This window comes from Micromonospora sp. NPDC005197, from assembly GCF_040608295.1.
Lineage (GTDB): Bacteria > Actinomycetota > Actinomycetes > Mycobacteriales > Micromonosporaceae > Micromonospora.
The window spans coordinates 1-20,979 of the sequence record NZ_JBEXHY010000092.1; the positions used below are offsets into that span (position 1 = coordinate 1).

Annotated in this window: 18 protein-coding genes; 12 read left to right on the forward strand and 6 right to left on the reverse strand. The window is 70.0% G+C overall.

Annotated features, from left to right (window positions below; translation table 11 throughout):
• The 3 genes from ABZU46_RS23805 to ABZU46_RS23815 all read left to right on the forward strand — a co-directional run.
• Nucleotides 1-1,113 (forward strand): helix-turn-helix transcriptional regulator (locus tag ABZU46_RS23805; RefSeq protein ID WP_354861152.1); only part of this gene is annotated, 1,113 nt, incomplete at its 5' end.
• Nucleotides 1,114-1,173: 60 nt separating this feature from the next.
• The gene (locus ABZU46_RS23810) at nt 1,174-2,322 is read left to right on the forward strand and encodes an acyl-CoA dehydrogenase family protein (protein WP_354861153.1); all 1,149 of its coding nucleotides are present in this window, start codon (nt 1,174-1,176) and stop codon (nt 2,320-2,322) included.
• Nucleotides 2,323-2,338: 16 nt separating this feature from the next.
• Nucleotides 2,339-2,803, forward strand: coding sequence for a MaoC family dehydratase (locus ABZU46_RS23815; protein ID WP_354861155.1), 465 nt, complete (start codon nt 2,339-2,341; stop codon nt 2,801-2,803).
• Between the two features lie 96 nt (nt 2,804-2,899).
• On the opposite strand, the gene ABZU46_RS23820 is transcribed toward ABZU46_RS23815, so the two are convergent.
• From ABZU46_RS23820 to ABZU46_RS23830, 3 genes are all read right to left on the reverse strand, one after another.
• On the reverse strand, nt 2,900-3,214 hold the full coding sequence (locus ABZU46_RS23820) for a hypothetical protein (protein WP_354861157.1): 315 nt from the start codon (nt 3,212-3,214) through the stop codon (nt 2,900-2,902).
• Between the two features lie 378 nt (nt 3,215-3,592).
• Nucleotides 3,593-4,249, reverse strand: a complete 657-nt coding sequence (locus ABZU46_RS23825) for a hypothetical protein (protein WP_354861159.1) — start codon at nt 4,247-4,249, stop codon at nt 3,593-3,595.
• A 247-nt stretch (nt 4,250-4,496) separates the two neighbouring features.
• Entirely contained in the window at nt 4,497-4,913 is a 417-nt protein-coding gene (locus ABZU46_RS23830) for a VOC family protein (protein ID WP_354861161.1), read from the reverse strand.
• Nucleotides 4,914-4,986: 73 nt separating this feature from the next.
• Here ABZU46_RS23830 and ABZU46_RS23835 point away from each other — a divergent pair, with 73 nt between their 5' ends.
• The 3 genes from ABZU46_RS23835 to ABZU46_RS23845 all read left to right on the forward strand — a co-directional run bounded on the left by ABZU46_RS23835 (nt 4,987) and on the right by ABZU46_RS23845 (nt 7,817).
• Nucleotides 4,987-5,661 (forward strand): hypothetical protein, encoded by a 675-nt coding sequence (locus tag ABZU46_RS23835; RefSeq protein WP_354861162.1) that lies wholly within the window; start codon nt 4,987-4,989, stop codon nt 5,659-5,661.
• 392 nt (nt 5,662-6,053) lie between these two features.
• Nucleotides 6,054-6,434 carry a hypothetical protein gene (locus ABZU46_RS23840; protein ID WP_354861164.1) on the forward strand — a complete coding sequence of 127 codons (381 nt, stop codon included), beginning with the start codon at nt 6,054-6,056 and terminating at the stop codon, nt 6,432-6,434.
• Between the two features lie 636 nt (nt 6,435-7,070).
• Entirely contained in the window at nt 7,071-7,817 is a 747-nt protein-coding gene (locus tag ABZU46_RS23845) for a DUF6193 family natural product biosynthesis protein (RefSeq protein WP_354861165.1), read from the forward strand.
• A 154-nt stretch (nt 7,818-7,971) separates the two neighbouring features.
• Here ABZU46_RS23845 and ABZU46_RS23850 read toward each other — a convergent pair whose 3' ends face one another.
• From ABZU46_RS23850 to ABZU46_RS23860, 3 genes are all read right to left on the reverse strand, one after another.
• Nucleotides 7,972-9,171 carry a cellulose binding domain-containing protein gene (locus tag ABZU46_RS23850; protein WP_354861166.1) on the reverse strand — a complete coding sequence of 400 codons (1,200 nt, stop codon included), beginning with the start codon at nt 9,169-9,171 and terminating at the stop codon, nt 7,972-7,974.
• A gap of 266 nt (nt 9,172-9,437) precedes the next feature.
• Nucleotides 9,438-10,448, reverse strand: coding sequence for an acetylxylan esterase (locus tag ABZU46_RS23855; protein ID WP_354861167.1), 1,011 nt, complete (start codon nt 10,446-10,448; stop codon nt 9,438-9,440).
• Nucleotides 10,449-10,462: 14 nt separating this feature from the next.
• Nucleotides 10,463-11,497 carry a LacI family DNA-binding transcriptional regulator gene (locus ABZU46_RS23860; RefSeq protein ID WP_354861169.1) on the reverse strand — a complete coding sequence of 345 codons (1,035 nt, stop codon included), beginning with the start codon at nt 11,495-11,497 and terminating at the stop codon, nt 10,463-10,465.
• 315 nt (nt 11,498-11,812) lie between these two features.
• Between ABZU46_RS23860 and ABZU46_RS23865 the strand changes: the two genes are divergently transcribed.
• The 6 genes from ABZU46_RS23865 to ABZU46_RS23890 all read left to right on the forward strand — a co-directional run bounded on the left by ABZU46_RS23865 (nt 11,813) and on the right by ABZU46_RS23890 (nt 20,894).
• Nucleotides 11,813-14,203, forward strand: coding sequence for a glycoside hydrolase family 3 N-terminal domain-containing protein (locus ABZU46_RS23865; protein WP_354861170.1), 2,391 nt, complete (start codon nt 11,813-11,815; stop codon nt 14,201-14,203).
• Nucleotides 14,204-14,212: 9 nt separating this feature from the next.
• The gene (locus ABZU46_RS23870; protein ID WP_354861172.1) at nt 14,213-15,205 is read left to right on the forward strand and encodes an ABC transporter permease subunit; all 993 of its coding nucleotides are present in this window, start codon (nt 14,213-14,215) and stop codon (nt 15,203-15,205) included.
• On the forward strand, nt 15,202-16,140 hold the full coding sequence (locus tag ABZU46_RS23875; protein ID WP_354861174.1) for a carbohydrate ABC transporter permease: 939 nt from the start codon (nt 15,202-15,204) through the stop codon (nt 16,138-16,140). Before ABZU46_RS23870 ends, ABZU46_RS23875 begins: the two co-directional genes overlap by 4 nt.
• A 45-nt stretch (nt 16,141-16,185) precedes the next feature.
• Entirely contained in the window at nt 16,186-17,829 is a 1,644-nt protein-coding gene (locus ABZU46_RS23880) for an extracellular solute-binding protein (RefSeq protein ID WP_354861176.1), read from the forward strand.
• Between the two features lie 196 nt (nt 17,830-18,025).
• Nucleotides 18,026-18,712 carry a hypothetical protein gene (locus ABZU46_RS23885; protein WP_354861178.1) on the forward strand — a complete coding sequence of 229 codons (687 nt, stop codon included), beginning with the start codon at nt 18,026-18,028 and terminating at the stop codon, nt 18,710-18,712.
• A 43-nt stretch (nt 18,713-18,755) separates the two neighbouring features.
• On the forward strand, nt 18,756-20,894 hold the full coding sequence (locus ABZU46_RS23890; protein ID WP_354861179.1) for an alpha-glucuronidase: 2,139 nt from the start codon (nt 18,756-18,758) through the stop codon (nt 20,892-20,894).
• Nucleotides 20,895-20,979 lie beyond the last annotated feature (85 nt).

Below are 20,979 nucleotides of genomic sequence, written 5' to 3' on the forward strand. Positions count from 1 at the left end.
GCGCTGACCCCGACCGCGCTCACCTGCGCGGCGGCGGCCGGGCTGGTGGTGGCCGTGGACGGCGCCGCGCACCGGCTCGCCGAGCGCGCCGTCGGGTTGGCGCGGGAACGGGGCGAGCTGTCCATGCTGTCCCGGGCGTTGGAGCTGCGCGCGGTAGCCGAGTACTGGCTGGGGCGGCACGAGGCCGCGGCGGAGACCTCCCGCGACGGGCTGCGGGTCGCCCGCGCCACCGGGCAGTTCAACTGCGCCAACGTCCACCTGGGCCTGCTCGCCGTGCTGGCCGCCGTCCGGGCCGACCGGGAGTCCAGCCTGCGGCGGATCCGCGAGATCGGCCCGACGCCGACGCCGGGCAGCCGACCACACGCGCTCGCCGGGTGGGCGCTGGCCGTGCTCGACCTCGTCGACGGTCGGCACGCCGAGGCGGCGGCCCGACTGGCGTCGCTGGCCCGGCTCGGCACCGGCCGGGGCCAGGTGCTCGTCCAGGTGATGGCCACCCCGTACCTGGTGGAGGCGGCGGCCCACCTGCCGCACCGGCCGGCGGCGACAGCCGCGCTCGCGGCCTTCGACAGGTGGGCGAGCAGCACCGCGAGCCCGCTGCGCCGGGCGCTCTCGGCCCGGTGTCACGCGCTGCTCGCGCCCCGGGGCGGCGTCGAGGCGGAGCAGGAGTTCCGGACCGCGCTGCGACTGCACCCGACGGAGGATGGCGCCTTCGAACGGGCGCGCACGGAGCTGCTCTTCGGTCAGGACCTGCGGCGCAGCCGGCGTCCGCGGGACGCACGGGGGCACCTGCACCAGGCCCGGGAGACGTTCACGTTGCTCGGCGCGGATCGCTGGGCCGAGCAGGCCACGGCCGAGCTGCGCGCCGCCGGGGAGTCGGTCGGTCCGCCGGACCTGCCAGCGGCGCGGTTGCTGACCGGTCAGCAACTGCGGATCGCGCAACTGGTCGCCGAGGGCGCCACCAACCGGGAGATCGCCGCCCGGATGTTCCTGTCCACCCGTACGGTCGACCACCACCTGCGCAACGTCTTCCACCGGCTGGGCATCCGCTCCCGTACCGAGTTGGCCCGGACCTTCGCCGCCGAGCCGCACGCCGGACTGGCCTCCGACCGGTGAGCGCCGCCCGGGCCCGGTCCGGTCTGGACGACGTAAACTATCACCGCTAGTTTATCCGTCATGGAGCTCACCCTGTCCGCCGAGCAGACGGCGGTCCGTCAGCTCGCCGCCGAGTTTGCCGACCGGGAGTTGACGCCGCACGCCGCCACGTGGGATCGGCGCGAGTCGGTCGACCCGGCCATCGTCGGCAAGCTCGGCGACCTCGGCTTCCTCGGGCTGACCATCGCCGAGTCCGACGGCGGCTCCGGCGGCGACCACCTCACGTACTGCCTGGTCCTGGAGGAGCTTGGCCGGGGCGACTCGGCCGTGCGTGGCATCGTGTCCGTCTCGCTCGGCCTGGTCGCCAAGTCGATCGCCGCCCACGGGTCGGCCGCGCAGCGGGCCGAGTGGCTGCCCCGGCTCTGCTCCGGCGCCGCGCTCGGCTGTTTCGGGCTGACCGAGCCGGACAGCGGATCGGACGCCGCCGCGCTGCGCACCCGCGCGCTCCGCGACGGCGACGACTGGCTGCTCACCGGCACGAAGACGTTCATCACCAACGGCACAACCGCCGACGTCGCCCTGATCTTCGCCCGCACCGGCGGTCCCGGCCACCGGGGCATCACCGCGTTCCTGGTGCCCACCGACAGTCCGGGCCTGACCCGGCGCGAGATCCACGGCAAGCTCGGCCTGCGCGGGCAGGCCACCGGTGAGCTGCGTCTCGACGACGTGCGGGTGCCCGACACCGCCCGCCTCGGGGCCGAGGGCGCCGGCTTCCGGCTGGCCCTGGCCACCCTCGCCAAGGGGCGGATGTCGGTGGCGGCCGGCTGCGTCGGCATCGCCCAGGGTTGCCTCGACGCGGCGGTCGGCTACGCCGGGCAGCGGACCCAGTTCGGCAAGCCGATCGCCGGGCACCAGCTCGTCCAGCAGCTGCTCGCGGCCATCGCCGTCGACACGGCGGCCGCCCGCCTGCTGGTCTGGCAGGTCGCCGACCTGATCGACCGCGACCAGCCGTTCGCCACCGAGGCGTCGATGGCGAAGCTCTTCGCCAGCGAGGCCGCCGTCCGCGCGGCCAACAACGCGGTCCAGGTCTTCGGCGGGTACGGCTACATCGACGAATACCCGGTCGGCAAGTACCTGCGCGACGCGCGGGTGGCCACCCTCTACGAGGGCACCAGCCAGATCCAACAGCTCCTGATCGGACGCGCGCTCACCGGCGTCAACGCCTTCTAGCTCTAAGGACACCCGGATGCGAGTCTTCACCTCCGTCGACGAGCTGACCACCGCGGTCGGCGAGACCCTCGGGCCCGGCCCCTGGCAGCGGATCGAGCAGGACCGCGTGGACCTCTTCGCCGACGCCACCGACGACCACCAGTGGATCCACATCGACCCGGTACGCGCGGCGGCCGGGCCGTTCGGCGCCACGATCGCGCACGGCTACCTGACCCTGTCGCTGTTGCCGACGTTGGCCGGTCAGCTGTACCGCGTCGAGGGGGTCGCGATGGGAGTCAACTACGGGCTGAACCGGGTGCGCTTCCCCGCGCCGCTGCGGGTCGGCGCCGCCGTGCGGGCCACCGCCGTCATCGCGGAGGTGTCACCGGTCAGTGGTGGGGTGCAGATGGTCACGGCGGTGACCGTGGAGAGTGACGCCGGGGGCAAGCCAGTGTGCGTCGCCGAGACGGTGAGCCGCCTCTATGGCGAGGCGGGTCGTTGAGCGGCCGTCCGGACGGCATAGCTGTCAGCGAGTCCACGAGATGAACCGGGCGAACAGGTCGGCAGGCTGCGGCCGGGGGGGTCCCTATGGGTTTGGTCAAGTCCCGGAGGGTGTCGACGTCAAACGGTAGGTGAGGTCGTCGAGGCAGGCGGTGAGGTCGGCGATGGTGGACATTTCGTAGTGGGTGTTGAGGACGGCGCCTGTGGAGATGTGGGCGAGGTCGAGTTCGGCTTCGCCGCTGGTCCAGATGGTCAGTTGTGCCTCGCGGTCGGTGGTGGTGCAGACGATCCAGGCCGCTGACTTGTCGCGGGTGGGTCCGCGATGCAGTTCCCATTGCACGCCTGCGTTGTTCCATTGGTTGGCGCGGGCGTGCACGATGGCAGCGAAGTCGTCGAGGTCCAGGTCCTTCACGCCGCTGATGCTAGAGCCGGCAGCGGCCGGGGCTGGTAGGGGATTTTGTCGCGGAGCATGGCGAACAGGACGTCGCAGCGGCGGCGGGCGAGGCAGATGAGTGGAAGGGCCGACCGACACCGCGGCCGGTCGGCCGCTCGCGCATGGCCCCGTCGCCGTGCATGGGCTCAGTCCGGTGGAACGTCGCCGACTGTCGGCGTACGGGTCCAACTGCACAAGCAGGTACGGCTGGAGCGTAGAGAGGTCGACGTTCCAGAAGGGGCGACGACGTCTGTCGAGCACCTTCCCATATCGCATGACGGACCGCCCTGCCGACTACATCTGTCACCGCTAAGGTGGTCGCGCTCGCGCCCGACCAGCGGCAGATGAGTTATACGTTCAAGGCTGCTCGGGCAGGAACGGCGCGAAGTGCTCGGCCACTAGGTCGGCCACGGCTTCGGCGTCCCGTGATCCGTCGACCTCGATGACGCGGACCCCCAATCGGTGCGCGTTGCGGACCGCGTCTGCGGCGATCAACCGATCACGCTCGACGCGGTTGCGTTGAGCGAGTTGCGAGTCGCTGACCTGATGACCGATGGCGCCGGCACGGGGTAGCCGAGCGACCTGGCGTTGCCGGAACTCCTCGGCCGCGACCATGACCACCATCCGGCCGATAGAGCCGGCGACCGGCGCGACCAGTTCTGGGCGTAACCCCCAGCCCTCAGCAAGGATGGGCCGAGGGGAGACGAGGGCACGCAGATCGTCTTGCACCCACTGGAAACGGTCCGGGAAGTCGGCGATGACCTGATCGGCCATCTCCTCTGGCGTTGCTTGGATCCAGACTGCCTCCCAGTCCGGTCCGGTTGGGGACTCGCCGCGACGGACCCGCTGTGCTATCCGCCGATCATCATGGCCGCGAGCGTCGTGGTAGTCGTAGTGGTAATGAGTGAGGCCGTACCGCTCAGCGAGAATGCCAGCGACAGTGGATTTGCCGGCCCACTGGCCGCCGCCGATCCACAGGGCGCGTTGGAGCGTGGTGACGGGGTCCCATCTCATGTGTCACAGCGTGGAACCACCGCGCTACAAGATCAAGTCTTGTTCTTCGTCCGAGGACCTGATTATCTGAAGATAGGCCGGGCGGCACGTGATGCCAGGTGACGAGGGAGTCGACACCGCGACCTGCCATGCCAGCGACATCTGTGAGCGCTGAACCCTGGATGACCTCTCATCGGCAGATCCGCGCACACTCAGCGGCACATCAGGACGTCTGACCTGGGCGCCTCGACTGACAACTGCGGCGACGTCATGCGCATCCGAGGAGGTCCCACCGGTTGCCGGCGATGTCGAGGAAGACCGCGACCCGGCCGTAGGGCTCGGCCCTTGGCTCCCGGACGAAGGTGACACCGGCCTCGGCCATCCGTCGGTAAGTGGCGTCGAAGTCGTCGGCTCGGAGGAAGAACCCGACTCGGCCGGCTACCTGGTTACCAGTTGCGGCACGTTGGTGTTCTCCGTCGGCGCGAGCGAGGAGAATCCCGGTCTGGGCACCCGGTGGCCGGACGACGACCCAACGCTTGGGCCGCCCGTCAGTGGTCAGCGATGGGGAATCCTCGACGAGATCGAAGCCGAGTACGTCGGTGAAGAACGCGATCGCGGGTTCGTACTCGTCAACGATCAGGGCAACCAGATCGATCTGCACCACGGCAGCGTACGCAGGGTCCATCGTGCTCGCCGCCCACCCCGAGCGCTGTCGTCGTCGGCACGATCCGGCGCGGCGACCTGGTTAGATTCATGCCGTGACGAAGGTCGACGAGTTGCTGGCGACCGCTGCGGCCGATTCGTACGCAGATGCTTGGGACTCGCTGTACGAGAAGGCGTGCCACGAAGGTTTCTCCGAGGCGGACGAAGCCTTCCTGATCCCGCGGTTGGCCGACCTCGCGGGCCGGTACGCACCGGCCGGCCGCGACAACGTTCTGATGCTTGCTGGCAAGATCGCAGCGGATCTTGATGAGGCTAACTGGCCGCGATACTCCGAAGTGTTCGCAACCATGCACCGGCTGACCAACGACTGGCTTGCCACACCGACCGACCGGCACTCGTTCGTCTTCCGTCTGCAGGCGGTGATGGCGCTGGAGGGTGACGAGCTCTGGGGGGCGGAGCTCGATCGGATCGTGCACGACGAGATCGAGGTCGAGTGCCCGCAGTGCGAGACGTCGCTGTTCGTGGCCTTCGGCGAGGATGGGTGTTTCGCCACCCACGAGGACTACGCCACGAAGCCGGACGTCGAGCAGACACCGCTACTGCCGACCGAACCGGACGAGTTGAACGGCGTCGGTCAACGGCTGCATCTGATGAGCGTGCAGGCCGGGCAGCAGTCCGTCGCCATTGCCCTCACCTACCTGTTCGGCCGTGCCACCTGCACGCAGTGCAGCACGACGTTCCGAGTGTCCGAGCAGGTCTTCCGGTATTGACCTGGGTGAGCCGTGACCCTGGCGACGCGGGCCTGGCCGACGGCCCGCCGAGGTACGCCTGCGCGATCCGACATACGACTTTCGACAGATCCGCGCACACTCAGCGGCAGATCCGGATGCCGTCAGTCGGACGCCCGGTCACGGAACTCGGCCGGACCGACATAGGGGTACCGCCTGGATTGCACCACGGCGCGACGATATCGACCCGAGCCCGAATACGGCTACACCAATTCAGTCCCGCGGATACGCCGAGTAACGCCCGGACGCGGCAGAAGAGGTCGCGCGACGAGTAGGGGGCTAGCGTGATTGAATCGTGCGATGTATCGGCGCGAGTAAGAGGAACTCGGTGGCCCATGATGGACGAGTTGGATGAGACGTGGAGGTGGTCCGTGTTGGACGATCCCGCCGTCATCTGGAACCGTGCCTGCGACTATGGGGCTGACGGTGAAGCGCCTGAAGGAACTCCGCTGGGGATTGCGCACCTTTCCTTCCTGCTACGTGTCTACAACTCGGCCATGGGCGGCGGCTTGGGCTTCGCCGTGGAAGTCAACGAACCTTTCCGCCTGAGACGGGCGATCGACGCGATGCGCTACTTCCGCCTGTCCGAGCTTGCTGACCTCCTGGCTGACGTCTTGAACCATGAGTCAGATGTCGAATACGCTGGATCGCGGGAACGTCAGTTCTATGACCTTCTCGGCCCAGCGGATGAGAATCTGGATAAGGCGTTCAGAGCCAAAGCGGCCGAGGCTCCTAGCGACTTCGGTCTTCGATAAAGTCCGCCGGCTCAGGCCGAGTGTTATGTGATCTGTGCACTCATCTCGGCTACTTGTTTCATTGACCCGCGACCGTGGCCCGGCCAGGCTTCGGTCGAGGCGCCCGGGCTGTCGTTCTCATTTCGGTTGCCCACGCTGGTCGTGTGGCTCTCATTTGGCCTGCGCGGCCCGGGCGTCGCCCCAGGGCGGGGAGAGGCTCAAGAGGGGTTTGCTCGGCTCGAAGTAGCGTTGCCCTCCCGGCTCGACAACCCAGGTGGATCGAGCATCGGAGGACGCGGTGAGTGGCACGTCAGATCGTGTGGTCAGCGGGATGGACCCGCACAAGCGCTCGGTAACGATCGAGGTCATGGCCCGCGACGAGACCGTCGTCGGCGGCGGCCGGCAGCGGGCCCGGGAGGACAACGGGGAACGACAACTGGCTCCAGCGCGACCGACCCTCATCCCCCAGCCGGCTCTTCGGAGAAGTCACTTCCTGGACCCGCCGAAACCCAGGATAGAACTCTCCTCCTGGCGGTGTCTTGACAGAGAGGGGAGCCATGACCACGCGGATCGCGGCAAGAGCGGGTGCTTCGAGTCGACTCGATCCCGGCCGTCTCGCGGCTGTCCCGGCAGCGTGGTGGGGCAGAATCGTGAGCCGTGCCGACCTACCCCGATCCTGTTGTTCTCTATCCGGAGGTTGCTGCCGAGGGCAGCCTTGCGGCGGCGTTGCGAGCCGTCGCTATCCGGCAAGGGCTATCCATTCGCGTGCCGGTTACGGCGTCCAATTTGTTGCATGGCGCTGTCGTTCCGACCACCGTCCCGCACCGTGAGGAGTTGAAGGTGTCCGCCAGCTACGTAGAGCGGCGGTGGTCTATTCGCGGTTGCGAGCGCGACCAAGGTCTGGCCTTGATCGAAGGAGACACGGTGGATCTCGCTCAGGTGGCGCGAGCCGCGCAGGCCTGGCATGACGGAGCGCCCCTGACCGAGATCCCCCAGGCTGCGTCGTTCGTGAAACTGACTGGACGGTTCGAGGTGCCCGACCGCGATCCGGCAGGGCTGGTCGAATCGGAGTGGCGGCACCTGCGTACGGAGGCAGCGGAGGTGAACTGGCCCGAGTACCACGCGCTCATCGAGGCCGCGTACGCCGAGCCAAGGCTCCGGCAGCTCTACCCGTTCACCAGCCATTGGTCTCTGCGGTTCTCCACCAGCACCCGGCCCAGCCTCTCCCGCGATGTCCTGGTGTGCTTGCATGCCGGGCAAGGCAAGGACTACATCGTCACGATGGGCTACCTGGGACAGGAACTCGGTGAGACCGCTACAGCGGAGGAGGCCGTGTCATTGGCCGCGCGCAACCTGCCCGCCGATCTCAGTCCGGTGAGGTACGGCGCAGCCGAACAGAGCTAGTACTTCTCCGCCAGGCCATCCGCGCGTCGGCAGATCCGGACGCCGAGCGGTGCGCCGCTCGGCGTCCGACCGTTACGCGTCCTGAGCCACCCGTACCTGCGGGGGCGGCGAGAAGAAGCCTCGCCGCCCCCGCGTCCGACGGCCGGTACGAGGGTCAGGCGACCGCGCAGGCGGTGCCGTTGAGCGTGAAGGCGGACGGCCGACCGGCGTTGCCGGTGTGGGTGGCCTGGAAGCCGATGTCGACCGACGTGTTCGGGGCGATGGTGCCGTTGTAGGAGACGTTGCGTGCGGTCACCGCCCCGCTCGACGGGGAGTAGGTGGCGTTCCAGCCGCTGGTGATGGTCTGGCCGTCGGGCAGCGTGAACGCCAGGGCCCAACCGTTGACCGCGCTGCTGCCGGTGTTGGTCACCGACACGGCCGCGGTGAGCCCGCTGTTCCAGGCGTTGACCGTGTACGTGACCCGGCATCCCCCGGACGGCGGGGGCGTGGTCGGCGGCGCGGTGGTGGGTGGCGCGGTGGTGGGCGGTGCCGTGGTCGGCGGTGCGGTGGTGGTCGGTGCGGTGGTGGTCGGTGCGGTGGTCGGCGGCGTGTCGCCCCCGATGCTGCCGGGCACCGTGCGCAGGGCGTCGTACCAGGCGACGGCCATCTTGCGGTAACCCGTGGCGTTGGGGTGTACGCCGTCGGCCAGGTCGCTGAGCGTCAGCGCGCGGTACATGTCGACCAGGTGGACGCGCTTGCCGGCGGCGGCCCGGGTCTGCACGATCCCCGGGATCGCCGCGTTGTAGCCGCGGACCTGGGTGTCCGCGCCGGACTTCGGGATGATCGTCGCGACGAACACCTCCGCGTTCGGTGCGGTGTTGGTGATGCGATCGACCAGGGTGGCCAGACGAGCCGGGGCGCCGGACGTGTCCCCGTACATGTCGTTGGTGCCGATGTGCAGCAGCACGGTCCGCGGGTTCGTGGCCCGCAGCCAGTTGACGACGTTGGCGTCGATCTGGGCGATCGTCCACCCGGAATGGCCCTCGTGGTCGTGGTCACCGAGGCTGGCCGGGCCGTTGAACCCGGAACCGACGAAGTCGATCCGGTATCCGCCGGAGACGAACCGCTGCCAGAGTTCGATCCGGTAGCCACCGGCGACGTTGAAGCCGTCGGTGATCGAGTCGCCGAGGGGCATGACACGTACCCCGCCGTTGGACTCGGCGCTCGCGGGCGCGGTCGCCACCGGGACGGCCGCGGTCATGGCCGCGACGGCGGCCAGGGCCGCCCACCACAGTCGGGCCCGGCGGGGCCTCGACGTCGTCGCGGTGGTGGCGGGCGGCGGGGGGACGGGGTTGCCAAGGATCGGTCTGCTCATGGGGCTTCCTCAGGTGGTGGGGGCACGACATCGGCGGCCCACCGACGAGGCGGAACCGCGCGGTACGCGAGAGTGAGCTGCGCGAGGACCAGGAACCCGGACGTCATCCCGCTGGTCGTACGCTCTGGTCATCGACGGTCGGAGCGACGGATCGATGAGCCCTGGCCGGGATGTGCCCTGCACCCCGCCTGGACGCACCATAGCTTGTTATCGCTAACACCGGCAATGCATCGAACGTGGGCGATGGTCGGGAGTGGACGAGGCGGTCAATCCTGGCCCGTCACCTCGGTCGGCGCGAGCCTCGCGGCGAGCCAGCGCAGCTGCCGCCGGACGTGCACGGCCTCGCCGCCCTCATGGCCGTTGAACGGGTAGACGTGCATCTCCCGCTGCGGTGGGACGGGCCGTCCGGTCGCGGCGCCGTACTGGTTGTAGGCGGCGAAGCCGGTGCTCGGCGGGCAGACACTGTCGCGCAGGCCGACGCCGAAGTGCGCCGGCGCGGTGGCCCGCCGGGCGAAGGTCACCCCGTCGACGTAGGACAACGTGCGCCGGACCGCGTCCTCGGCCTCCCGGTGCACCGCCAGGTACCGGCCGATCTCACCGTACGGCGACACGTCGCTGAGCGTGATGGCGCGCTGGACGTCGCAGAGGAACGGGGCCGTCGCCAGCACCGCCGCGAGGTCGTCGACGAGGCCGGCCACCGCCAGGGCCAGGCCGCCGCCCTGACTGTTGCCGACCACGGCGACCCGGCCCGCGTCGATTCCGGGCAGGGCGCGAACCGCCTCGACGGCCCGGACCGCGTCGGTGATCAGACGTCGGTAGTGGTAGTCGTGCGGGTCGAGGATTCCCCAGGTGGCAGGCCAGGGGCCGCCCGGCCTGCCGTGCGGGTCGGCGGTGTCGCCGGCGCCGTGCTGCCCCGCCTGGCCCCGGTTGTCCATCAACAGGTGCGCGTACCCGGCGACCGGCCAGGTCAGCCGCTCGTGCGGCAGGCCGCGTCCACGCCCGTAGCCGGCGTACTCCACCACGGCGGGCAGCGGTCCGCGTGCACCCGCCGGTCGGGTGTACCAGGCGCGCACCGGGTCACCGCCGAAGCCGGCGAACGTGACGTCCCAGGAGTCGAGCAGGCGCAGGTCGGTGGGTTCGGGACGGACGTCCACGAGCACCGGACGGGTGGCCACCTCGGCGAGGGTGCCACGCCAGAACTGGTCGAAGTCCTCGGGCTCGGCGACGGTCGGCACGTATCGCTCAAGCTCGGCGAGGGCGGGGTCGGAGTACGGCACGGTTCCTCGCAGGGTCAGAGCTGTTGGGCGGGGGGTGCGGTGCTCTCCCGGACGACCAACTCGGTCACCAGGTCGATCCGGCTGGTCGCCGGGGCGGTGCCGCCGACCAGGCCGAGCAGCATCTGGGTGGCGATGCCCGCCATGTCGCGCAGCGGCTGGTTGATTGTGGTGAGAGCCGGATCGGTCCAGGTGGCGACCGGCAGGTTGTCGTACCCGATCACGGAGAGGTCCTCGGGGACCCGCAGGCCGCACTGCCGGGCGGCCCGGAGCACCCCCATGGCCTGCGTGTCCGAGCCGGCGAAGATCGCCGTGGGGCGGTCCGGCCGGTTCAGCAGCTCGAGCCCGTGGGCGTGCCCGGCCCCGGCGGAGAAGCTGCCGTAGCGGACCAGCTCGCGGTCGACGGTCAACCCGATCTCCTCGTGCGCGTGCTGGAAGCCCGCGGCTCGGGCCCGGCTGCACAGCACGTCGGGCGGCCCGGAGATGACGGCGTTTCGGCGGTGGCCCAGCTCCAGCAGGTGTCGAGCGGCGAGCAGGCCGCCGTTCCAGTTGTTCGATCCGACCGTGGGCACGGAGGCCGAGGTCGCGCTGTCGGTGTCGATCACGACGAACGGGACGCCCTGGCGTCGCAGCTGCTGTTGCTGCGTCTCGGTCAGGTGGCAGAGGACGAGCAGCACACCCAGCGGGCGTTGGCTGAGCACCGTGTCGAGCCACCGTTGCGGTGGGCGGTGCGCACCGTCGAGTTGGGAGACCGCGAGGCCGATGCCGGCGATGCTGGTGACCGCCTCGGCGCCGCGCAGGACCTCCATCGCCCAGCCGGTGTCGAACTCGTGGAACACGAGATCGATCCGCCCCGCGCCGGACGATCGCCGAGCGCGGCGCTGGTACCGGTGACGGTCGAGACTCTCCTCGACCCGTGCCCTGGTGCCGGGGGCGACATCCTCGTGGCCGTTGAGGACCTTGGACACCGTGGCGACCGACACGCCGACGTCGTGGGCGATCGTCGCGATGGTGGTGGAGGCGGGTGGGTCGAGCGGGCGGTGCTCTGTCATCTCAGCCTCATGCAGCGTCGAAATTTTCGGAAGACCTTAACACGATCAGTCGGTCAGGACGGTCGATGTGGCCGTAGCTCAGGCGCGGCTGCGGCGGTTCCCGGGCCCGGTCATGACTGAGCGCAATGGCCAGTGCCACTGACCGTACGAAGGAGTCGTTCCGCGACCGATCGAGCCCCTTGACTACATCCGGGCGGTGGACTTAGGTTGCCGAAAAGGTTGCTTGGGTTTCCGGAAAGTTTCGGATCGCACACGTCCGCCACGGACCGGTCCCACGAGGGTGCGGGAACGTGGCCGGAGCTAAGGGGTCTCGGCATGAGAAGTCAGCTGCCCGCCGACGGCGAACCGACGTCCCGCGACGCCACACCGTGGCGCGACGCGCGGCTGTCACCGGCCGAGCGGGCCGAGGCGCTGCTCCCGCTGATGTCGGTGCAGGAGAAGATCGCCCAGCTCGTCGGCGTCTGGGTCGGCGCCGACGCCTCCGGCGAGGGCGTCGCCCCACACCAGTCCGACATGGTCGCCGAGACGCCGGCCTGGGACAGCGTCATCTCCCACGGGCTGGGCCAGCTCACCCGGCCGTTCGGCACCGCGCCGGTCGACCCGGTGCTCGGCGCCCGGTCGCTGGCGGCCTCCCAGGCGCAGATCGTCGCCGCCAGCCGGTTCGGCATTCCCGCCCAGGTGCACGAGGAGTGCCTCACCGGGTTCGCGGCCTGGCGGGCCACCGTCTACCCGACCCCGCTGGCCTGGGGCGCGTCGTTCGACCCCGACCTGGTCGAGGAGATGGCCGGCCGGATCGGCCGGTCGATGCGCGCCGCTGGCGTACACCAGGGGCTCGCGCCCGTCGTCGACGTCACCCGCGACTACCGCTGGGGCCGCACCGAGGAGACGATCGGGGAGGACCCGTACCTGGTGGGGACGACCGGCGCGGCGTACGTGCGGGGCCTGGAGAACGCCGGCGTGGTGGCCACCCTCAAGCACTTCGCCGGCTACTCGGCCTCCCGGGGTGGCCGCAACCTCGCCCCGGTGTCGATGGGGCGCCGCGAGCTGGCCGACGTCATCCTGCCGCCGTTCGAGATGGCCCTGCGCCTCGGCGGCGCGCGGTCGGTGATGAACTCCTACGCCGAGATCGACGGCATGCCGGCCGCCGCCGACGAGCACCTGCTGACCGGGCTGCTGCGCGACGAGTGGGGTTTCACCGGCACCGTGGTCGCCGACTACTTCGCCGTACGGTTCCTGCAGACTCTGCACGGTGTCGCCGAGGGCGCCGCCGACGCCGCCCACCTGGCCCTGCGCGCCGGGATCGACGTGGAACTGCCCACCGTGGACGCCTTCGGCGACGCGCTGGTGGAGGCGGTCCGCGCCGGCGAGGTCGACGAGGCGCTGATCGACCGGGCGTTGCGTCGGGTGCTGATCCAGAAGATCGAGCTCGGCCTGCTCGATGAGGACTGGCGCGAGGTGCCCGACGACGTCGCGGACCTGCGCCTCGACGACGAGGCCAGCCGGGACGTCGCCGTACGCCTGGCCCGCGAGTCCGTCGTCCTGCTGCGCAACGACGGTGTCCTGCCGTTGCCCGTCGCGAGCCGCGTCGCCCTGGTGGGTCCGGTCGCCGACGACCCGATGGCCATGCTCGGCTGCTACTCCTTCCCCAACCACGTCGGCGTCAACCACAGCGACCATGGCCTCGGCCTGGACATCGCCTCGCTGCGCGAGGAACTGGCCCGCCGCGTCCCCCTGCTCACCCACGAGCCGGGCTGCGCCATCACCGGCGGGGACACCTCGGGCATCCCGGCCGCGGTCGCCGCGGCCACCGCCGCCGACGTGTGTGTGCTCGCCGTCGGCGACCGGGCGGGAATGTTCGGCCGGGGCACCTCCGGTGAGGGCTGCGACGCCGCCGATCTGCGGCTGCCCGGGGTGCAGGCCGACCTCGTGCGGGCCGTCCTCGCCACCGGCACCCCGGTGGTGCTGGTGCTGATGACCGGCCGGCCGTACGCGCTCGGCCCGGAGTTCGACGCCGCGGCGGCGGTCGTGCAGGCGTTCTTCCCCGGCCAGCTCGGCGGGCAGGCGCTCGCCGAGGTGCTCATCGGCGCGGTGAACCCGTCCGGGCGGTTGCCGGTTAGCGTTCCCCGCGACGCCGGCGGACTGCCGGGCACCTACTTGTCGCCGCCGCTCGGGCACCGCAACAAGGTGTCCTCGATCGACACGACCCCGGCGTACCCGTTCGGCCACGGCCTGAGCTACACCAGCTTCGAGTGGTCCGACGCCACGGTCGTGCCGTCGGCGGATGGGGATCGGGACGAGACGACGGACTGGCCGGTCGACGGCGAGGTGCGGGTGCGGATCACCGTCCGCAACACGGGTGACCGGGCCGGCACCGAGGTGGTGCAGCTCTACCTGCACGACCCGGTGGCGCAGACCACCCGCCCGGTGATCCGGCTCGTCGGCTTCGCCCGGGTGCCGTTGGAGCCCGAGGCGGAGGCGCACGTGACGTTCGGCGTACCGGCCGACATCGCGTCGTTCACCGGTCGGTCCGGTCGGCGCGTCGTCGAGCCCGGCGCGGTGGAGCTGCGGTTCGGTCGGTCGAGTGGGGAGATGGCGGCGGCCCTGCCGCTGCGGCTCGCCGGGGCCGAGCGCGAGGTCGGCCACCAGCGGGAACTACTCACGTCGGTGCGGATCGAGCCCCTGGTGGCCGTACCGCACTCCGCATAGGAGGCGAGGATGACATCCGGGACATTACGGCCACCGCCACCGGCGCCACCCGGCCCCCCGGCGGCGGTCACCGTCGGGGCCCCGCCCGCACCGCGCCGGCGCCGCACCTGGCGGCAGGCGCTGCGCCGGGACTGGCAGCTCTACTCGCTCGCCATCCTGCCTCTGCTGTTCTTCCTGGTCTTCCGGTACCTCCCGATGATCGGCAACGTCATCGCGTTCCGACGGTTCAAGCCCGGCGGCAGCATCTTCGGTGAGTACTGGGTGGGGCTGCGGTACTTCCGGATGTTCCTCACCGACCCGACGTTCTGGGACGTCTTCACCAACACGCTGGTGCTCGGGACGCTGACCCTGCTGTTCTGCTTCCCGCTGCCGATCGTCCTGGCGCTGCTGCTCAACGAGGTACGCGCCCGCCGCCTGCGGCGGTTCGTCCAGTCCGTGTCCTACCTGCCGCACTTCCTGTCGATCGTGATCGTGGCGGCCATGGTCATGCAGCTGACCTCGGTCGACGGCACCATCAACCAGATCGTGCAGGCCACCGGCGGCGACGCGGTGCCGTTCCTGCAACGAGCCGAGTGGTTCCGGACCATCTACGTGTCGTCCGAGGTCTGGCAGACGGTCGGCTGGGGCACCATTCTCTACCTCGCCGCGCTCACCACCGTCGACGACGACCTGTACGAGGCGGCCCGGATCGACGGCGCCAACCGGTGGCGGCAGACCTGGCACGTGACGCTGCCGGGCATCCGCCCCACCATGGTGACGTTGCTGATCCTCAACATCGGCAGCTTCATGGCGGTCGGGTTCGAGAAGATCCTGCTGCTCTACAACCCGCTGACCTATCCGACCGCGGACGTGCTGTCCACGTACCTGTTCCGGATGGGCTTCGGGTCCAGCAACTTCAGCTACGCCGCGGCCATCGGGTTGTTCGAGGCGGTCATCGGGCTCACGCTGGTCCTGACGGCGAATCTGATCGCCCGCCGCACCGTCGGGACGAGCCTGTGGTGACCGTCGACGCCACCGACACGGCCAGCGGCAGCGGCCTGCCCGCCCGCGCCCGGCCGCGCGGAATCCGCCCGAGCCGGGGCTACCGCGTGTTCCAGGCGTGCAACGCGGTAGTGCTCACCATCGTCGTGGTGGCGACGCTGTTCCCGTTCGTCAACGTCGTGGCCCGCTCGCTCAGTGACGAGCGGTACCTCATCGCCGGCAAGGTCAACCTCGTGCCGCGCGGGTTCAACCTGGACACCTACCGCCTCGTGCTGAACGACTCGCTGTTCTGGACGAACTACCGCAACACCGTCTTCTACACGGTCGTCGCCACGGCCATCTCGATCGTGCTGACCACCTGTTACGCCTACGTGCTGTCCAAGAAGCACCTCCGGGGCCGTACGGCTCTGATCGGTATCGCGGTGTTCACCATGTTCTTCACCGGCGGCCTGATCCCCAACTACGTGCTGGTCACCAGCTTGGGCATGAAGAACAGCGTCTGGGCCATCGCGGTGCCCAACGCGATCAACGTGTTCAACCTGCTGGTGATGAAGGCGTTCTTCGAGAGTCTGCCCACCGACCTGGAAGAGGCCGCGGCCGTCGACGGCCTCAACACGTACGGCATCCTGCTGCGCATCGTGCTGCCGCTGTCGAAGGCGATCGTCGCCACGATGGTGCTGTTCTACGCCGTGGCCTTCTGGAACTCCTGGTTCGCCGCCTTCCTCTACATGGATCAGCAGGAGCTGTGGCCGGTGACCGTCTATCTGCGCAACCTGATCGCGGGGGCCACCGGCGCGGAGAACGTCGGCGTCATCTCCGAGGCCGACGAGGTGCAGGCCGACGCGACGCTCAAGGCCGTGACGATCGTGCTCACGACCCTGCCGATCCTCGTGGTCTACCCCTTCGTCCAGCGGTACTTCGTCCGCGGCGTGATGCTCGGCGCCGTCAAGGGCTGACCGGCACGTCCACCATGTCCCTCCACCGAACCCGAAAGGACCGCCATGCTCCACCGATCGTGGCGTCGCGCCGCGACAGCGGCAGTTGCCACTCTGCTCGCGGCCAGCAGCATCGCCGCCTGTAGCGAAGATCCGTCCGACAACAAGGACCTGTCGGAAAACCGGGCCGGTGCGATGGCCGACTACGGCATCGGCAAGCAGTTCAAGGCGAGCGAGCCGGTCTCCTTCTCCATCCTCTACAACAACCATCCGAACTACCCGCTGCGCGAGGACTGGCTCTTCTGGAATGAGCTCAAGTCGCGGGCCAACGTCACGCTCTCGCCGGTCGCCGTGCCGCTGAGCGACTACGAACAGAAGCGCAGCCTGCTGATCGGCGCCGGCGACGCTCCGATGATCATCCCGAAGACGTACCCCGGCCAGGAGGACGCCTACGTCTCCTCCGGGGCGGTCCTGCCGGTCAGCGACTACCTCGACCTGATGCCGAACCTGCAAGACAAGATCTCGCGGTGGAACCTCAAGCCCGAGATCGACACGCGGCGTCAGGAGGACGGCAAGTTCTACCTGCTGCCGGGGCTGCACGAGAAGCCCTGGCAGGACTACTCGCTGGCGATCCGGACCGACATCCTCGACGAGTTGCACCTGACGACCCCGAAGACCTGGGACGACCTCTACACGGTGCTCAAGGCCATGAAGGCCAGGTACCCGAACGTGTATCCGTTCTCCGACCGGTGGAGCAAGCCCAACCCGGCCGGCAACCTGCTCAACATCCTGGCCGTGTCGTACGGACTGCAGGGCGCGGGCTGGAACTTCCAGCACACCTCCTGGGACGCGAACGCCAAGAAGTTCGTCTACACCGGCGCCACGGAGCAGTACAAGCAGATGCTCCAGTACCTCAACAAGCTGGTGTCGGAGAAGCTGCTCGACCCGGAGAGCTTCACCCAGACCGACGAGCAGGCCCGGCAGAAGCTCGCCAACAGCAAGTCCTTCGTGATCAGCGCCAACGCGCAGGCAGTCGTGAACGACTACCGACCCGACCTCGCCAAGACCAACCCCAAGGCGACGATCGCCAAGATCCCACTGCCGATCGGGCCGGCCGGTGAGGTCAACCCCGCCAGCCGGTTGGAGAACGGCGTGATGATCTCCTCGAAGGCCCGCGAGAGCAAGAACTTCGTGGCGATGATGCAGTTCATCGACTGGCTCTGGTATTCCGACGCCGGCCAGGAGTTCGCCAAGTGGGGCGTCGAGGGAACGACGTTCGTCCGGGACGCCGCCGGCAAGCCCAAGCTGGCGCCCGACGTCAACGTCATCGGCCTGAACCCGAAGGCGTCCAAGCATCTGCAGAAGGACTTCGGCTTCTACAACGGCGTGTTCGCCTACGGCGGCAAGCCGGAGCTGGTGCAGGGCTTCTTCTCCCCGGAGGAGCAGGAGTTCCAGAAAGTGCTGAACGCCCGTCCGCCGGTCGCGGTGCCACCGCCGCACCCCCTGACCGACGATGAACGGGAGCAGGCGTCACTGTGGGAGACGCCGCTGCGTGACCACGTCTACCAGGCGACCCTGCAGTTCGCACTCGGCCAGCGCGACTTCTCCCAGTGGGACGCGTACCTCGCCGAGTTGAAGGGCAAGAACATGGACACCTACCTGGCCATGATCAACAAGGCGTACGACAGGTACCAGAAGGACCACGGCTGACCGCCGGCCGGTCCGGTGGTGCCCGTCACGACCGGACCGGCCGAGCACCGTCAGCCGCGCACCGCACCGAAGAGGACCAGATGACGCGCATGACCGTGTCGGCGGATCCGCAGGGCCGACTGTCCGATGCCTGGCGCTTCGCCGTCGGCACCGGCCGCGCGTACCTCGACCTCGGCGCCGAGCCGGGAGAGCACTGATGAGCACCGCGCACGCCTGGCGGCAGTTCGGCGACGGGCCCCTGTCCCGGTTCGCGTCCCGCGTCTACACGCTGCTCGTGATCGAGGTGCTGCTCCTCGTCACCACGCTGCCCGGCCTGCTCCCGCTGCTGCTGCTCGGCCGCGACCCCAGCAACCTGCCGCTGGCCGCGCTCCTGCTGCTGCCGGTCGGTCCGGCGGTCTGCGCCGCCCTGTACGCCCTGCGCCACCAGCGGCCCGACCTGACGGACCTGCGGCCCGCCGCCCTGTTCTGGCGGGGCTACCGGATCAACGTCGGGGGCGCGCTGCGGGTCTGGGCGCCGACGTTGCTGTGGCTGACCGTGCTCGCGCTGAACCTCGCGTACCGGGGCGCGGTCGGCCTCGGGAGGTGGTGGGTGGTGCCGCTGGTCCTGATCGCGGTCGGGGTGACCCTCTGCGCGGCCAACGCGTTGGTGATCACCTCGCTGTTCGAGTTCCGCACCCGCGACGTCCTGCGCCTGGCCGTGCACTTCCTCGTCCGTACCCCCGGGGTCACCGTCGGCAACGCCCTGCTGCTCGCCGCGGCGGCCGGTGTCACCGCGGTCTTCTCCGAGGCGGTCCTGGCGCTGCTCGCCTCGGTCGTGGTCCTGGCGGTCCTGCGCGTCGGCGACCCGATGATCCACCTGATCCGGAAGGAGTTCACCGCATGAGCCTGTCCGCGACCGACGAGGTGCGCTTCGGCCGGGAGGACGCGTGAACGCGCACGAGTCGATGGACCTGGAGGAGCCGGTGTTCGTGGCAGAACCGCCCGACATCGAGCAGCCGCGCGTGTACCCCGCCTGGCTTCCACCGGAGGCCTTCCGGGCGCTCGGCGCGCGCCGCGTCCTCGTGCACGGCGACGGGCTGCTCGTCGACACCGTCCTCGACGAGGTGACGCGCGCCTGCACGCGCTACGGCGGGCGGGTCTGGCATTCCCCCTCCTGGGACGTCGACGCCGACCTGGTGCTCACCCTGCGCGACGCCGACGAGCTGCCCAGCTCCGCGGTCGAGGCGGCGCGGTCGGCGGGGGAGGCGGCGCTCGTCGACCTGGGCGACGGTGCGACGCTCGGCGACGAGGGGTTCCTGCTGGCCCGCGCGGGCGAGGTGACGGTGGTGCTGGCCGACGCGCCCGCCGGCCTGCTGTACGGGCTGTTCCACGTCGTACGGCTCTGCGCGGCGGCGTTCGACCCGGCCCGTCCACCCGAGCTGCACCGGCCCACGCTGCGCCGGCGGATGCTGAACCACTGGGACAACGTGGCCGTGCACCCGGTGATGGGTCAGGTCGAACGGGGGTACGCGGGCGGCTCGATCTTCTGGGCCGGTGGCCGTCCGCGCGGGGATCTGGCTCGGATCCGGGAGTACGGGCGGCTGCTGGCCGCCAGCGGGATCAACGCGATCTCGGTGAACAACGTCAACGTGGGTCGCGTCGAGGCGCTGCTGCTCACCGACCGGCTCGGCGACGTGGCCGAGATCGCGGACGTGCTGCGCCCGTACAACATCCGGGTGCACCTGTCGGTCACCTTCGCCGCGCCGATGGTCCTCGGTGGACTGTCCACCGCCGACCCGTTCGACGACGAGGTACGCGCCTGGTGGGCGGCCACCACCAGGCGGGTGTACGAGCGCATCGACGACTTCGGCGGCTACGTGGTGAAGGCCGACTCGGAGGGGCAACCCGGCCCGTTCACCTACGGGCGCGACCACGCCGACGGCGCGAACCTGCTCGCCGAGGCCCTCGCCCCGTACGGGGGAGTGGTGCACTGGCGGGCGTTCGTCTACAACCACCACCAGGACTGGCGGGACCGCTCCACCGACCGGGCGCGGGCCGCGTACGACCACTTCGCCCCGCTCGACGGGCGGTTCCGCACCAACGTCGTCCTCCAGGTGAAGTTCGGCCCGGTGGACTTCCAGACGCGCGAGCCGGTCTCGCCGGTGCTGGCCGCCATGCCGGCCACCCGGATCGCCGTCGAGCTGCAGGTCACCCAGGAGTACACGGGTCAGCAGCGGCATGTCTGCCACCTCGGGCCGTGCTGGGGCGACGTGCTGCGCTTCGCGCCCTGGGGCCCCGGCGGGCGGACGATCGCCGACGTGGTCACCGGGGAGGCCGGCAAGGGCGGTGGCCTGGTCGCCGTCGCCAACACCGGCGACGACCCCTTCTGGACGGGGCACCCGCTGGCACAGGCCAACCTCTACACGTTCGGCCGGCTCGCCTGGGATCCGCGCCTCGATCCGACGGCGGTCCTCGACGAGTGGATGACGTTGACGTTCCCGCCGTCGGCCACCGCCGAGCCGGAGCTGGTGCGGCGGACGCTGCACGAGATCATGGACGACTCCTGGCGGACGTACGAGCGGTACACCGCCCCGCTGGGCGTCGGCTTCATGGTCCATCCCGGCGACCACTACGGCCCCGACGTCGACGGGTACGAGTACTCGCGGTGGGGCACCTACCACTTCGCCGACCGTGACGGCATCGGCGTGGACCGCAGTCGCGCCTCGGGCACCGGTTTCGCCGGCCAGTACCCGCCCTACTGGGCCGAGGTGTACGAGTCGCCGCGGACCTGCCCGGACGAGCTGCTGCTCTTCTTCCACCACGTCCCGTACACGCACGTCCTGCACAGCGGGTCCACAGTCATCCAGCACATCTACGACACCCACTTCGCTGGCGTCGAGGAGGTGGCGGTGATGCGGCAGCGGTGGCAGACCCTGAACGGGATGATCGATCCGGCCGTGTACGAACGGGTGGCCGAACGCCTCGACGAGCAGGTGCGCTGCGCCGCCGAGTGGCGGGACCAGATCAACTCGTACTTCTTCCGCAAGTCCGGGGTGCCCGACGCGCGGGGGCGGCGCATCCACTGATCCGGCCGGCCCCATCGGGGCGGCCGGAGCACCGGCGCGGTCGCGCTCCCCAGGGGTGTTCGGTTCCGTCCACCAACCGGGTCAC

Coding starts and splice junctions, on each gene's coding strand:
- ABZU46_RS23865 (WP_354861170.1), top strand. CDS start 11,813: ATGAGAAGTCAGCTGCCCGCCGACGGCGAACCGACGTCCCGCGACGCC.
- ABZU46_RS23870 (WP_354861172.1), top strand. CDS start 14,213: ATGACATCCGGGACATTACGGCCACCGCCACCGGCGCCACCCGGCCCC.
- ABZU46_RS23880 (WP_354861176.1), top strand. CDS start 16,186: ATGCTCCACCGATCGTGGCGTCGCGCCGCGACAGCGGCAGTTGCCACT.
- ABZU46_RS23885 (WP_354861178.1), top strand. CDS start 18,026: ATGAGCACCGCGCACGCCTGGCGGCAGTTCGGCGACGGGCCCCTGTCC.
- ABZU46_RS23830 (WP_354861161.1), bottom strand. CDS start 4,913: ATGGACCCTGCGTACGCTGCCGTGGTGCAGATCGATCTGGTTGCCCTG.
- ABZU46_RS23810 (WP_354861153.1), top strand. CDS start 1,174: ATGGAGCTCACCCTGTCCGCCGAGCAGACGGCGGTCCGTCAGCTCGCC.
- ABZU46_RS23850 (WP_354861166.1), bottom strand. CDS start 9,171: ATGAGCAGACCGATCCTTGGCAACCCCGTCCCCCCGCCGCCCGCCACC.
- ABZU46_RS23860 (WP_354861169.1), bottom strand. CDS start 11,497: ATGACAGAGCACCGCCCGCTCGACCCACCCGCCTCCACCACCATCGCG.
- ABZU46_RS23825 (WP_354861159.1), bottom strand. CDS start 4,249: ATGAGATGGGACCCCGTCACCACGCTCCAACGCGCCCTGTGGATCGGC.
- ABZU46_RS23815 (WP_354861155.1), top strand. CDS start 2,339: ATGCGAGTCTTCACCTCCGTCGACGAGCTGACCACCGCGGTCGGCGAG.